General features: G+C 41.1%; 13 protein-coding genes and 2 other RNA genes. 2 read left to right on the top strand and 13 right to left on the bottom strand.

Annotated elements, in window-relative coordinates:
- Positions 1-135: 135 nt before the first annotated feature.
- On the bottom strand, positions 136-1,521 hold the full coding sequence (locus tag LQV63_RS03385; protein ID WP_233695647.1) for an amino acid permease: 1,386 nt from the start codon (positions 1,519-1,521) through the stop codon (positions 136-138).
- 234 nt (positions 1,522-1,755) lie between these two features.
- Complete coding sequence (locus tag LQV63_RS03380; RefSeq protein ID WP_233695646.1) at positions 1,756-2,289, bottom strand: GNAT family N-acetyltransferase; 534 nt, start codon at positions 2,287-2,289, stop codon at positions 1,756-1,758.
- Between the two features lie 466 nt (positions 2,290-2,755).
- On the opposite strand from LQV63_RS03380, the gene LQV63_RS03375 reads away from it, so the two are divergent.
- Complete coding sequence (locus LQV63_RS03375; RefSeq protein WP_233695645.1) at positions 2,756-3,400, top strand: SGNH/GDSL hydrolase family protein; 645 nt, start codon at positions 2,756-2,758, stop codon at positions 3,398-3,400.
- Between the two features lie 323 nt (positions 3,401-3,723).
- Here the strand turns inward: LQV63_RS03375 and LQV63_RS03370 are convergent, their stop codons facing one another.
- The 6 genes from LQV63_RS03370 to LQV63_RS03345 all read right to left on the bottom strand — a co-directional run bounded on the left by LQV63_RS03370 (position 3,724) and on the right by LQV63_RS03345 (position 8,186).
- A complete protein-coding gene (locus LQV63_RS03370) occupies positions 3,724-5,037 on the bottom strand; it encodes an alpha/beta hydrolase family protein (RefSeq protein ID WP_233695644.1) in 1,314 nt (437 codons plus the stop codon).
- A gap of 133 nt (positions 5,038-5,170) precedes the next feature.
- The gene (locus tag LQV63_RS03365) at positions 5,171-5,608 is read right to left on the bottom strand and encodes a DUF3021 family protein (protein ID WP_233695643.1); all 438 of its coding nucleotides are present in this window, start codon (positions 5,606-5,608) and stop codon (positions 5,171-5,173) included.
- A 14-nt stretch (positions 5,609-5,622) separates the two neighbouring features.
- Positions 5,623-6,060 carry a LytTR family DNA-binding domain-containing protein gene (locus tag LQV63_RS03360; RefSeq protein WP_233695642.1) on the bottom strand — a complete coding sequence of 146 codons (438 nt, stop codon included), beginning with the start codon at positions 6,058-6,060 and terminating at the stop codon, positions 5,623-5,625.
- Positions 6,061-6,375: 315 nt separating this feature from the next.
- Positions 6,376-6,710: a transfer-messenger RNA gene (gene ssrA / locus LQV63_RS03355) on the bottom strand.
- The gene (locus tag LQV63_RS03350) at positions 6,696-7,748 is read right to left on the bottom strand and encodes a PIN domain-containing protein (RefSeq protein WP_233695641.1); all 1,053 of its coding nucleotides are present in this window, start codon (positions 7,746-7,748) and stop codon (positions 6,696-6,698) included. The genes ssrA (LQV63_RS03355) and LQV63_RS03350 overlap by 15 nt, the downstream gene beginning before the upstream one ends.
- Positions 7,749-7,766: 18 nt before the next feature.
- Complete coding sequence (locus LQV63_RS03345; protein ID WP_233695640.1) at positions 7,767-8,186, bottom strand: hypothetical protein; 420 nt, start codon at positions 8,184-8,186, stop codon at positions 7,767-7,769.
- Between the two features lie 475 nt (positions 8,187-8,661).
- Here LQV63_RS03345 and LQV63_RS03340 point away from each other — a divergent pair, with 475 nt between their 5' ends.
- Entirely contained in the window at positions 8,662-9,960 is a 1,299-nt protein-coding gene (locus tag LQV63_RS03340) for a hypothetical protein (protein WP_233695639.1), read from the top strand.
- On the opposite strand, the gene LQV63_RS31945 is transcribed toward LQV63_RS03340, so the two are convergent.
- From LQV63_RS31945 to LQV63_RS03320, 5 genes are all read right to left on the bottom strand, one after another.
- Entirely contained in the window at positions 9,950-10,021 is a 72-nt protein-coding gene (locus tag LQV63_RS31945) for a hypothetical protein (RefSeq protein WP_407672888.1), read from the bottom strand. The genes LQV63_RS03340 and LQV63_RS31945 overlap by 11 nt on opposite strands.
- 769 nt (positions 10,022-10,790) lie before the next feature.
- Entirely contained in the window at positions 10,791-11,738 is a 948-nt protein-coding gene (locus LQV63_RS03335; protein ID WP_233695638.1) for a DUF3800 domain-containing protein, read from the bottom strand.
- A gap of 745 nt (positions 11,739-12,483) precedes the next feature.
- Positions 12,484-12,848, bottom strand: a transfer-messenger RNA (tmRNA) gene (gene ssrA, locus LQV63_RS03330).
- Between the two features lie 266 nt (positions 12,849-13,114).
- Positions 13,115-13,588 (bottom strand): SsrA-binding protein SmpB, encoded by a 474-nt coding sequence (gene smpB, locus LQV63_RS03325; RefSeq protein WP_233695637.1) that lies wholly within the window; start codon positions 13,586-13,588, stop codon positions 13,115-13,117.
- Between the two features lie 139 nt (positions 13,589-13,727).
- Positions 13,728-14,564 (bottom strand): MgtC/SapB family protein, encoded by an 837-nt coding sequence (locus tag LQV63_RS03320; protein WP_233695636.1) that lies wholly within the window; start codon positions 14,562-14,564, stop codon positions 13,728-13,730.
- Positions 14,565-14,808: the final 244 nt, after the last annotated feature.

The following is a 14,808-nucleotide window of genomic DNA, read 5'->3' as shown; positions in this document are numbered from 1 at the left end:
ACGCACAATGTTATACCATACTAATGTAATAACTTAACAACATTCTAACATAGTATATCATGGAGTAAAGCAAAAATCCGACCTCGCGAGGTCGGCTTCAAATGAATAAACAATTGGATATTCAGATACAACAATTTATTGATTCAGGTTACTATGCTTACGTGAATACATAAAGTATATAATCGTACCAATACCAATCCATATAACAAATGAAACCCAAGTGATTAAGGGCAAACTAGATGCAAGGTAAAGACAAAGTAACGCACTAATGGCTGGCAGCACTGGCACGAACGGGACTCGGAACGAGGCCTTTAATTCAGGGAATTTCTTGCGCAGGACGATGATTGCGACGGATATTAAAGTAAACGCAGCTAATGTGCCCATGTTCACTAAATGTGCAAGTGTTGTTAGATCAATAAAACCTGCAATGCCTGCGGCAACGAACCCGGTTAACCACGTGTTAGCGAATGGAGTTTGGGTCTTTGCATTTACTTTTGAGAACTTTCTCGGTAATAATCCATCACGACTCATTGCGTAGGATAAACGAACTTGCGCATAGATCAATGCAAGGATAACGGTTGTAATGCCAAATACCGCCCCAACTGAAATGATTCCCGCTATAGAGTTCTGCCCTACAGATTCTAATGCTAATGCAACAGGTGCACCAACATTTAACTTGGTATACGAAATCATCCCTGTTAATACCCCAGAAACGGTCATATATAAAATGGTACAAATGAGCAAGGACGCTATAATCCCAATCGGCATCGTTTTTTTAGGATTCTTCACTTCTTCCGATGCCGTAGCGATAACATCGAACCCGATATAGGCAAAAAACACCGTAGCTGCACCTGTTATAATCCCATTAAATCCAAAGGGTACAAAAGGCACCCAGTTATCAGGTTTTACATACCAAATCCCCACAATAATAAATAGTAAGATAACAGCTAATTTTACAAAAACCATCATATTGTTAAACTTAATACTTTCCTTTACACCTTTACTAACGAGTGCTGTGATGGACAATATGATCAGAACTGCTGGCAAATCAATGACTCCCCCTTTTCCTACACCGGGAGCGGAGGAGATACTGGCGGGAAATTGTATATGAAAGCCCGTGAGCAACGATTGAAAGTATGCAGACCAACCCGTAGCAACGGCAGAAATAGCCAGTACATATTCAAGCATGAGATCCCATCCAATAAGGAAAGCAAACAATTCACCTAATGTTGCATACGTGAATGTGTACACACTTCCTGAGACAGGTACGGCTGAAGAAAACTCTGCATAACAGAATGCAGCGAGCGCACAGGCAATACCTGCTATAACAAATGATAACATGATCGCTGGTCCTGAAGATTCTGCCGCAACGACACCTGTAACAACAAAAATCCCAGTCCCGATCACGCAACCTACGCCAAGGAAGATTAAATCCATCAAAGACATCGCTCGTGCTAATTCTTTTTTCTCACTTTGAGCAAGCATGAGGTTCAGTGATTTTTTTCGGAAAAGCTGATTCAATTTTATTCCTCCTATGCAATGGGCACACAAAAGACATATTTAGTATTCCAACAATTGAAACATTCATTATTTTGCGCACCACTTCCATGCTGACATTCTTTTTAAGAATTTATCATAGGAAGAAAGATATTATTTGTGAGTTGTATCACACTGAACATAATCCATTTATTGTATAATAACCCACCATTAACCTCTAACCATAAATTATGAAGGTTCACATTCGAAATCAGTATTTTACGATATAAACTGAGGCTGAAAATGGACATCAGATGCATACAGCCTGACCTCTTGTGCACCATTAGAAAGGCTAACCATTCTTTCAAATTGCAACCCCAGTTTATCAAGAAGTTTCTTAGAACTGTGATTGTTTAGAGATGTTATAGCCGCAATACGATTTAGGCCCAACACATTTTTTCCATACGCTATCGTTGCAGAAGCTGACTCATAGGCATATCCTTTCGCCCAGAACCTCGGAAGAAAAGAAAATCCAATATCCACATCTTCTAAAGAATCTCTCTTTATTAGCCCGCAGATCCCTATTGGGACACCATCCGCCTTCAGCTCAGTCAAGTACAGACCGAAACCCAATCGGGCATACATTTCAACCGGTCCCTTCAAAATATAGTTACGTGCATCTTCGACGGTTCTCACACCTTTATCGCCGATGAACTGCAACCACGAAGGATTATTCAAAAGCTCAAGCATAAACTCCGCATCGTCAGTTGATATCCGACGAAGGATTAGCCGATCTGTTTCAAGGACTTTCAAAGTAGATGCCCCCTTTTTGAGGTTTAACGAACAACACCCTATGTAAATAAATTATATACATAAGTTGGAAATATGCCTACCCCCGTGGATAATATTAGAGGTTGGATACTAACAGTATGCTCGTTCGCTGACGTTTCCTTTGGAAGCATCTCCTTCGCCGCCTGCGCGCGGGCGAACCCCTGTCCGAAAATATCGCTACACAGGCATCTACGTATGTAGTCACAGTCTAGATGCCACCCCAGTATCACCCTGTCTTCAACTCTGATCCGATAAGTACTAATAATCCGCTCATATTGATGCAATAGTTGTTGTCAATGCCCACATTACCTGTACATGATTGCAATATAATATGTCTAAGATGCACTTTGAGGAAATACACGAGCAAAACAGTCGATCGTTAACATCGTTTTTTCATCTGACTATTTACGTTGTATATATGATTAAGAGTGGAGTTGGTGATATTCTTATGATCTATACAGCTCTTGGAGATTCCATTACATTTGGGGAAAATGCCTCTTCTTTGGCAAAGGCTTATCCCCGATTGGCCGTATCTGCTTTAAATTCGGACTCACGCAAGGTTCGTGGGTTTGTTCTGGCTCGGCCCGGTTGGAGCAGCTATGATCTATTGGATGCCGTCATATGGCAGGGGTCCTCCGTAATCAGTCATTCCTCTGTTGTTTCTGTATGGATTGGAGGAGTGGATTTAGCCCACGCGGCACTAGCTTCAATTAGAACCAAGAAACAACTAGCTGTAAAACACATTGTAACCAGCTATAGGCGTAATCTAAGTGCCATTTTTACTCAAGTAAAAAAAGGAAGCTGTGCTCAGATCATTTGCTGCACGCAATACAATCCGTTTCCGAACAGCCCTCTTTCAGTTGAGTCGATAGGCCAATTAAATCGTATGATAAACGAGCTGGCCCATAGTTATGATGTAACTGTAGCTCCCGCTCATAAGTGGTTTGAAGGAAAGCAGGCATATCTTATGTATGGATATCAAAATGGAAAGATTGAAGATGCGTTGAGCGGACATCTGCCCATCCATCCAAATGATCGGGGGCATCGAGTTATTGCAACGGGATTGGCCCCATATCTTATCCCACGCAAGTAGACCTAGAGGTCGTATCTCTATCTATCAGAAAACCACTAAACATTAGGTTCAGTGGTTTTTTGATATCTCCATTTTACTTGCTGCCGAAGACTATCCTCTGTCGACGATATTAGAGGTTGGATATCAACGCCGTGCTCGTTCGCTGAGGATTTCCTTCGTAGCTTCTCTTTCGCTGCCTGCGCGCGGGCGAACCCTTGACAGGGGTTCAACTCCCTTTATCTCGCCTCCAATGCAAAAAGCCGACCTCGTGCGGTCGGCTTAATGATGGTGGAGGCGAACCGTGGAGCAACAAATCTACAATTCGCCGCAGCAAAGTAAGTTGTTTACCTTGATCCGTAGGTTCCTTCGGATGTGAAGCGCCCAGTACCTTTCAATGTATAATCAAAGAATTTAAGAATAAGTTCATTCTCCGTTTCTATACAGTAATATTGGTCAATAGCTGCTTTTCCACCCTGCAGCATCTTTGCGAGCAGAGGAGAAAAAAGCGGAAAATCAGTGAGGCTTAAATGTTTTGCTCCTTGAAAATGAACGGTATATGCTTCCATGAAGTTTTTGTCAGCGATGTAGTTTGCCGCATAAGTAGAGTTACTTCCAAGCTGTTTCCAAACATCGTCAGAATAAATGTTAAGGATTGGGGTCATGTAAGCTTTGCCACTTGCCGCAAAATCACCAGTCTCATTGTTATAAGCAAGCTCGCTAAAAAACGGGGCATCAATATTGACAACCGCACTTACATCTTTACGATCTCGGCCGATCCAAACGCTTGCCGCGCCGCCCATGGAGTGCCCGAAAACACCTATTTTATCTTTACTGATATGTTGATAAACAGGGGCTGTATCGTTTCGGGATTTTTCAATGATTGTATCAATGATAAAATTCATGTCGTCCGTTCGCAGTTTCATCCATTTTTGAATGAGCCCATATAACTGCTCCCTTGTGTAAATGCCCTCTTTGTTGGCATTATCGACTTCCATCTTATAATCCGAATGGATTAAGGTAAACGACCCATCGTCTGAAACTGTATAAAAAGAATGATAAGGATGATCAATGGAACATACGACATACCCGTGACTTGCAAGCTCCCTAAAAGTAGAAGCATTGCTTGTCTTAATACCAGAAGCTCCATGTGAGAATACCAAGAGCGGATATGTTCCATCGGAATTTTCGGGATACCAATATTGTACATTAACAAACCTATTCTTACCGGTATCGGCAAATTCCTCGATGCGGTTTTTGTCTATGTAAGTGTATGTTGCAGTTGCGACTTCATATTGGCCCGTAACTTTTGGCAGTTTATGCTGCGGAAAAACAAGTGCAGGTACAAATACAAGTACCAACAATAATGTCATCATGACTGCTTTTACGACAATACGGGAGATTTTGTAATCACGGTTACTCGCTTTATTGCGAATAAGGGAAGCCGTTCCGATTACCGCTAGTATGACAAGCAGTGCTGCAAGCAATACCCAGCGGAAACTCCAGACGATTACCGATGAAAATACGAGAATTACAAATGCTGCGAAAGCAACAATTCTCACCCAATTCCTAAACTTTAGATGGTTCTGCTTCGTTACAATACAGTACACAGTGAAAGCAATTTCGAAAATCAATGCGATAAAAAATAATAGGGTTCCCACGTCAGTTTCTCCTTTTTGTTTCTTACTAGTTATTTTGTGAATTCAGCATACAAAACCGCAGAAATGATGTATATAGAAAATCAATAAGCTGTATCTACAGCCCGTTAAGTTGCACAAAAAAGGGCGGTAAGCTCTAAAGCTCACCACCCTTGTCTTTCAATGATTTTAGTCCCTCGTTAATTTGTTCAGCCACTTTTTTATCGTTGTTCCATGAGAGCAGACGAACGACAGCATAGATCACCGCTATTTGCAATGCTAAAATGAGTATGCTTGATGTGCTATTGGCAATACCAAGAATAGCTCCAAGGGAGAGCAATATCGTTTCTAAAGCAATAAAGTGAATTGCCATTCTGATACGCATATTCTTCTCGCTTATGTTGATAGAAGAATTCAAAATAAATCCCGCCAGTGCACCTATAAATGAAAAGGCCATGATTATATAAATCGACTTCAAATCGAAAGCCATATCGGGATATAAAATTTGTCGCAATATCGTTATAACAATGATGATGGATGCGAAGATGACTAAGAAATTTTGAATCACCTTTTTAACCGGTTCATTCAGCCTCATTGTCGCCCCTCCTCTCACAATCCAAGCATATTTTTAAGTACCGGCACATACTGCCTCGATATGACAACACGTTCCCCATTATCAAGCACTGCTTCAAATCTGCCGCTTAACGATGGACGAACGAATGAAATTTTGGCTATGTTCAAAATCGTTGATTTGGATGTGCGAAAACATTTCCTTCCTTTGCATAACTCCTCCAACTCATAGAGCTTGTGCTTCACCTCATAAATCTCATCCTTGCAATAAATAAAAACTTTCCCGTCAACGGCCTCGAAATAATAAATATCGCTAATTTTTAGACGGTGAATCCTATCATTGTGATATCCTAGAAAAATGAGGTTTTCCAACTTTAGCTTGTTTACGATTTCGTATATTTTGTTATTTACCTCATAGCACCTGATAAGAATTTCCTCTTCCTGCTCTTTACCGATCTCTTCTATTGAAACTTTCATAAACTCACTCGCTCGCATCGTCGTATATGATTTTTGCCGCGGGCTTATACACCGCAAAGAAAGCATCTAAAACTTCGGGACGGAGATTCTCTATAGCATACGTACATTCTAACAAATCTTTCTATAGACATACAGCAAAAATCCACAACCTCATGCGGTTGTGGATTTACATGGTGGAGGCGAGGGGGTGTTGATATCTCCATTTCATTTGCTGCCGAAGTCTATCCTCTGTAGACGATATTAGAGGTTGGATATCAACGCCGTGCTCGTTCGCTGGGTGCCTTTCTTCGAAGCATCTCTTTCGCTGCCTGCGCGCGGGCGAACCCCTGCCCGAAGATAACGCAACAAAGGCTTCTACGGGTGTAGTCACAGTTTTGATGTCACCCTAGCATCGCCCCGTAACCGGCTATGCTTTGGGTCAGCCTGATTGTCTTCTTCAGCACACCCCAGGCGGAGATGTGACAGCGTATCCCACTAAAGTTGAGCCCTCATCCCGGTACATGGGCGATACAGAGCGAGAGCACGCTCACAGGTTATTAAGTTGCGAAAGCGTAGTTGTTTTGTTGTTTGCCAGTTATTATTGGCGTTAGCGTTGATGAAGCGGTCGCGTCCCTGCTACCCGCTACTCAAAATATTTAATAATAATCCTCTTCATATAACATGAAAGAAATGTCTCGATCTTCATTAAGGTCACAACTTATTACTTCAAAATTGCGATCATTTGAACTGTCAAAACTTACTCGTATAGATACAGGTATTAACACATCTGTCTCAACTTCTAATTCGACTTCTTTTTCCAGAAGATACTTCCCTTCCTCTTTATCATACACTGAGTTTGCGTAGTCAGTATATGTTACTTCAGCTTCAAAGGTAACTCTAACTTCAAACTGAAGAGTTGCACTGGCTTCTTCAAGTTCAATGATGTTAATTTCATCTTCTAGCTCAACACTTAGAACGTTAATACTCTCAACAGAACCATCCTCATTTTCTAATGAAAAACCATGCCCCTCAAAATTCTCACTAATACTCTCTTCAATGTTATCAAAATACTTCTCTGCTAAATTCACAACAAAATTGTGCCTGTACTCATCGCTGCTAGTCACCAAATTAAGGAATGAATCAATACTGTCTAAACAATGTAGGTTCACATTACCTTTACAGTAGTTTACAAGATCATTGTCTACAGAGATAACATACATTTGTTCAGAATTACTATTGCACCAGTTATCAAGTGCTAGCAGATTAATAGCATCAGGGAATTCCGTTTTTTTGACGTTACTAAATGGAGGTGTCATTTGAAAGTAACCCTCTAAAAGTTTATCAACCGAGACAGTTTGTACTGGGACTATTACAACCTTTGAATTGTCAATAAAGTCATCAAACTGTTTCTTAACCAATGAACTAATCAAATTGCTTGTCTCATGGTTAAAGACCACATCATACTGCTTGATATTACGTAAAATCATTCCCTTTTTACGAAGAGATTCAAGTGCTGACTTGGTTTCTTTAGTTCTGTCATCTATTTTATTTTTCACTTCATTTATTACTATGCTAGATATATAAAGTTTTATATGATTATTTGCAGACAATCTTGCTATTTGGCCGAGCAAGTGATCATTAAAACTGAAATTACGTTTAATGTAGATGGATGAATCTATAAACACATTACTGGTTAATAAGCCGCTCACTTCAAACACCTCTAATTTTTATGGTTTAATTCTTGGGATCGTTGCATTAAGCACCGACGCCAACCACAACAACTCACCAACCCCAAACATAATGTGAGCTAACGGATGCTTTCCTCCGTAGGTTCGTTGGTGTAAAGCTACCACATCCAAAAACGCCTTTGTAACGCTTTCGGGTACATCCTTGGACCGCATCAATGTGCCTGCAACAATCTGATCTACAATTCTATTATTCTCAGCTACAGCTTGTTCGGCATTTAGACTAAGTTCCTCCCAATCAATATCAAGTCCTGAGATGCGAAGTGTCTTTCCGTCCAACTTCGCCACCCACTGCTCCCCATGTTCATTTTCATAATACGAAAAGTATGTGCCGCTTTGATCGCCTATCGCCCACGATGGCGGATTTTTACCTTGAATACTGATACGAAGTTCAGCCGACAACTTCAACAACTCCTTCAAGATATTGGAATGTGATAAATCTATATTCCCATAACGTGAACCCACTGTCAAAAGAATTGCCGGCTGTTTCATGTTTGGTTTGAACTACAGTTCAGTTACGATTTGTATAGGTGCATCTGAAAGACCTTACGATGTCGACAAAAGAACTCCCAATACATTAAATTAAGAAGCATTCAAAAAGCAAATACCTAAATGTTACATCTGCTACTCATGATGTTTACACTTTTCCCCAAACAAGGTACCATGGACTATATTATGGGGATTTCAGATATTGAGGTTCCTGACAACAGTCAACTACTACTACAATCACAGTTCTGCACCATTTTCATTATTCAAACACGATGGATAGCTTATTGCTTTTTGAACAAAAGCTTTAAAGAATTCATCCACAATATTTAGCAGAGGGGCAGATTCTCCTCTTTTTTTTATGTTACTTTATTGAAGGGAGCCGCACAAATTGGTTATGGATGAAAAGTCAACGTATGGGGTAGTGAAAAATAAGGATGAGTTCATTAATGAGGGCACTATCACTACTTTAAGTTCTCGTTGTTCAACATCAAAAACGGAATTTATCTCTAACGCAGAAGAGTTTATAATAAAGTTAAAATCAGGAAGGGATAAATATGAAATTGTATTAGAAGATGAAGCAACAGCTAACGCCTTCTTAGAAATTGAATTTGAAAAATATATTATCCTCAAAAATTACATAGCAATCTGTTCATACGAGAACAAGATGATAGAGGCCTGTATTGAACATGTATACATCAACCATAACAATGGGTTTGTTAATCGAAAATTGTTTGGTGAATTTCAATATACAGTGTCTAGCGAACCAATTATTTTAAGTCAGGAAAGTGATATCGGACACGTAACTATTGAATTGAGTGGCGTTTCTGAAGAGCTATCTCTACTTATGAAGAAGGAAATACGAAAAAATTCTCCGATTTCTATAAAAATCAGTGGTGTAAATATAAATCAACATGATAAGGCAATAGAAATATTAAAAAGAGTTAGTGATTCACTTTTCTTTCAAATTGATTTAAGATTCAATCTCCCCTTGATGCTATCAAAACGAAGCTTGATGGGGATCGGTGGTGTAATGCCACAAAGGGCTAACGTAGATGAGTTGAAATTTCCAAAGATGAAGTACAATAATGATGCAATTTCATTATATTGGTATGCTCGAAGTGCTACAAAGATGCCTTTGCTCCAATATCTCGCTTTCTACCAAGCGATTGAATTTTACTTTCCCCTGTATACAGAACTGGATGCAAAAAACATGCTTAAAAAGATTCTGAAAAATCCAACTTTTGATGAAAACAAAGATGAAGACTTAACAAAATTAATCACAATGATCCGACCAAGACTAAATGGTAGAGGGTTTGCTAACGAGAGAACACAATTGTTATCGACCTTAAGAGAGTGTGTGAACCCAGATGAAGTGAGAAGTTTTCTGAAGGGTACTAGAAAAAGTGATTTCTTCTCTTTGAAGAATGAGCAAGGAAAACTCAGTAAGCAGATTTCATCCGTCCCACTCACTCAAAATCAAGACGATGACGAACTCATCAATAATTTAAAAGAGCGAATATATGATATACGTTGTAAAATTGTCCATACAAAAGCCAACGACGTAGATCAAAACTTTGAGATGATTTTACCGTTCTCAAAAGAAGCCGAACATTTAACTTATGACATTGATCTAATTAAATTAGTCGCTCAACAGGTTATAATGGCAAGTGGAAGTCCTATGTTTTGATTTTTTTGTGGTATGGATGATTGTTTATTATCCGGTATAACCGATAAATCTGCTCAAACAAGACAGTAGTCTGCAGCCCCGAAGTCCATCCCCATCTGACTTAGCGTCGAAGTTTCATAATTAGCATTAGTAATTGGGACTTGAGTGGTTTAATTCTAAAGGAAACATGCCGATCTATTAATTTTAATTTGATTTTTAGACAAGGAGAGAACATATGACCATTGATGAATTTGAAAAAATATTAGCAGATAATGATATTGAAATGACATACACATTTGATATTTAAACTAAGTTTTGGGGAGAGCCACAGTCAGAGTATTTCTCATAATCTTAGTGTTAACAATTACAATTTAAATATCTTTGAGGTTGCCGCACAAAACATTGCTTCGCTGGGTATGGGAGTTAATGGGGCTACATGTAAAGTAGTAATGACTAGCGTTAATCCCTATACTTTTGAGATTACCGGGCTTATGCCAGTTGCATTAGCGTTTGCTAAAAAAATTGTAACTGTTTAGCCTCAAAACGGACAAGTAAGACGGCTTACTTTGCATTATTGCTTAGTTGATGTGAACGAAAAACATGAACAGCGGAGATGATGTGACTGTCCTTTCCGCTGTTTATTGTTTATAAGACCCGTGCCGCAAAGGATGGCCGAATACAACATTTTTTAAAAGTCACGTTACAAAATCGTGTTTTGAAGAATAAATAGAATAGAGGTAGAAATTTAATGACTGTTTTATCTCAATTACCAAACTTAAAATGGCTGAAATTATGACCCATTAGGAAAATCAAGCCAATCTATCAAGTGAACACCCAATACCTTTAAATCTTTATTGAAGCAATGAAAAATTCCTTCCCCTGCCCTCAACTTCATCCTTATATCCCAGCAACATACGTGCCAACGTGTTAGGATACTCCATTAGCGTACGGTATTCCTTTGCAGGTAGATCAGGATTCTTCAACATGATCGCCTGAAGCTTGGCTATTTCTGAAACATCGTAACGAGCCTTGTATACCATGAATTGAGACACGTAATTGCCTACAGACAGTTCTGACAAATTCTCATTGCCGTTCCATGAATACAGCTTGATCTGTTTTATAAACCGATCTACATTGTTACCTTCGGATAAAAAGCGATACACCAAATCACTTTTAATCAGAGTCGTGTTTGAATCTCCCGTATAGCTTTGCTCCATCAGAAACACTACAATCCCCTTAAATGTATCAATGATTTGCAGGGGGATGGACTCATGCGATTCTTCCGACTCAACAGATGCAATTTTGTACCTTTTGCTCCGGTATACAGAGTGAGCATTCATCTGCTCTTTGATTTTTGAATGCAGTCCTAGTGCATCGTATTCATCGTTGCGATCAATTTTGATGTTAACATCCACCTGACCCTGCAAGTGACGTGTCACTCCATAAAACAATCTTTCAGGAATTTTGATATAGAATAAATTTCTCAGCTCCATCATCGTCAGATTTAGCTGTTTAGCAATGCTGTCAGCTTCTGTATTATTGACAATCAGAATATTGATATTAACATCCTGATTGATGATGTAGTGAAGGACCTTGAAGTATTTCTTCAAGTGCTGGTCATGATTGTATTCCCTGAAATGCAATTCGCTCTTGGTGCCCAGCTCTTCATACATGCTTTGAATCGTCTGCGTTATGTCCGTCATTGTCTGTTCACTGCCGCCATACGCACCGTAATATGAATTCGCTTTTCCCGGCTGGTCAATTTTATTCGCTTCATCGAAATAGATATTATAGATCATTATACACATCCCAAATAACCAAAATGATAACGTATGACTTGACTTTCATCCATATACATAATATCATGATTATACAGAAATAATACGGATGAGTGTAGTCTTCTCCGCTTCGTTAGCTAGAGCTGACTATACTTAATAAAAACCCTTCTCCGCTTCGTTAGCAGAGTTGGGTTTTTTGTATTTTATACGCTACATGCGTTTGTGCTAATGACAATGCTGTACGTCATTCGTCTATACCCTTCGGCCTCTTTAATGTGATACGCTGTCTCATCTTCGCCAGTGGCGAAGAGAAGAAGACAAACAGTCTGGCCTAAGGAAAGCCGGTTACGGGGCATTGCTAAGGTGACAATCAAAACTGCTACATACAGAGGTACCGCCATGTACATCATCAGAAATATGTCGTATTCGACATCAGGGAAGCCCGAAGCCCTAGAGCCGAAGCGGTTTACCCCACCCCTTCGAGTACGAATAAGCAAAAACGGCCACCAAATGGTGGCCGTCACTGATACTACTAATGGAGGCGAGGGGGTGTTGATATCTCCATTTCATTTGCTGCCGAAGCCTATCCTCTGTCGACGATATTAGAGGTTGGATATCAACGCCGTGCTCGTTCGCTGGGTGCCTTCCTTCGAAGCATCTCTTTCGCTTCCTGCGCGCGGGCGAACCCGCTCAGGGGTTCTACTCCCTTTATTGCCTCCAACAAACACAAAAAACCGACCTCATGCGGTCGGTTTTTTCAGGTTTTTGGTGGAGGCGAGGGGAGTCGAACCCCTGTCCGAAGATAACGCAACAAAGGCTTCTACGGGTGTAGTCACAGTTTTGATGTCACCCGAGCATCGCCCCGTAACCGGCTATGCTTTGGGTCAGCCTGATTGTCTTCTTCAGCACACCCCAGGCGGAGATGTGACAGCGTATCCCACTAAAGTTGAGCCCCTATCCCGCCACATGGGCGATGGAGAGTAGAAGCACGCTAACAGGTTATTAAGCTGCTAAAGCGTAGTTTGTTTGTTGTTTGCCGTTTAAATTGGCGTTCGCGTTGTTGAAGTGGACGCAGCCCCACTACCCGCTACCCGAGCCCGAACTATCCCCGTCGAATCCAAGAACGCCCCCATAATGATAAGCGACACATCTCGCCCATCTGGGGAGTTGGGTCTTGAATTAAGAGAAAAAGTTAAGACATAGATAGTGCAACATTCCACACTATTCAGTTGTCAAAGTGTAGCACTCGTTGTCAGCAACAATCGGATGACTAACTTCTTATCGTTACCGATACGTTTATTATAACACATGAGAGGCGAAGATGTTAGTCAACTTGTTGCCAACGTTACATGCCTTTTCCTTGGTTACTTCTGAGAACTGAGCCAGCACCATAACCCTTAATACTTCTGCCTCTCACGCAGCGCCCGCTGAATCTGACGGTCTGCATCACGCTTGGCTTCTGTTGCGCGTTTATCATAATTCTTCTTACCGCGGCCGAGGCCAATCAGCAGCTTCGCAAAGCCGTTGCGCACATATATCTTAAGCGGAACAAGCGTATACCCTTCCTGCTTCGTCTGCCCGATGAGTTTGCTAATCTGCGCCTTGTGAAGCAGCAGCTTGCGCGCACGCGTCGGATCCGTAGGATTGTACCGATTCCCTTGCTCAAACGGACTGATGTGCATATTATGGATGAATATCTCACCTTTACGAATGGTCGCGAACGAATCGCTAATATTAGCTTTCCCCAACCGCAGCGACTTAATTTCCGTACCTGTCAGCACCATGCCTGCTTCATAAGTGTCCTCGATAAAATAATCATGGGACGCCTTCTTGTTTTGGGCCAGCACTTTATTCTCACTTTTTTTACCCATGATTGTCCTCCAACGTTACGGCGAATTACATGCTTCCAGCGAGAACATAATCTCGCTTAATGTTACTGCTCTATATACTATTGTATCAAAAAAGATCCATCGGACTCAAGAGATTAACCTTCTTTATCAAAAACCTGCTTTACGAAATCATGCGCACATCCTTGACACCTTTCATACTGAGCAACGCCTCACAACAAGCCGCTATCGATTTCATATCCTCAGCCAACACCTTCAATTCGATACTAATCTGGTGCGGTTCATTCGAAGCATCCGATCGTTGAACGCTAGCAGTACTCGTGTCCCCTTCACCTTCCATATCGACCTCATCGTCATTTTCTTGCTCATGTTCATCTAAGTGTTCTTCTTCCTTCTCAGGACTCAGCCGTTTCGCCCAAGACTTCAGACCGGCCCCCTCTTTGCGCATCCGGATGCTGCGAACCGACATTCCCTGCTGCTCCACCTGAGTTGTCATCTCCGTCAGCCATCCTTCTCGCTCTTCCGCGATTACTTCCAGCTGATGAATGCGATGCGCCACCCGGTTCTTAAAGTCATATTTGTTCAATACCCATAACGCTACAAGGGATAATCCACACCCAACAAGTGCAGCCGAAAAAAAACCTGAGCCGCAAGCCAAGCCGATAGCAGCAGATACCCACAGTGACGCTGCCGTCGTTAGCCCTTTGACGCTTGTTCCATTACGAATGATAGTGCCCGCTCCCAAGAACCCGACACCGCTGACCACCTGGGCAGCAATCCGCGCAATATCAACATCTGCCTTGTCATCAGCGCCAAGCTTTGGGAAGCCGTATACCGAAATAAGCATAACTAAAGCCGATCCTAAGCTAACCAACATATGAGTGCGAAGCCCCGCAGCCTGACTTCGTTTCTCCCGCTCCAACCCGATAAAGCCACCCAATATTAAAGCTAACACCATGCGCAGCACGACGTGGTAGACGGAAATATCTGAAGGACTCATCTGGCTTCACCCCATTTCTGTGGCTTTAATGTAAAGTATGTACATTATATCATAGGTATGCAGAAAGGGCTTACATGATGCGGAGATTCGCATCATCCACACCTTTGCTTCATTCTCCCCTTCCATCAGAAATATACAAAGTCCGAAGATGACAATAAACTTTGCCTAGTAAATGCGCCATCATGACTCAGACTTTTCTGTCATTACGTCTATACAAAATTATGACTTGTCCTCAACGCAAACC

Origin of the sequence: Paenibacillus profundus (genome assembly GCF_021369635.1) — a bacterium.
In the GTDB taxonomy this organism is placed as follows: domain Bacteria; phylum Bacillota; class Bacilli; order Paenibacillales; family Paenibacillaceae; genus Paenibacillus_B; species Paenibacillus_B profundus.
This window is presented reverse-complemented; position numbering and strand designations above follow the sequence as displayed.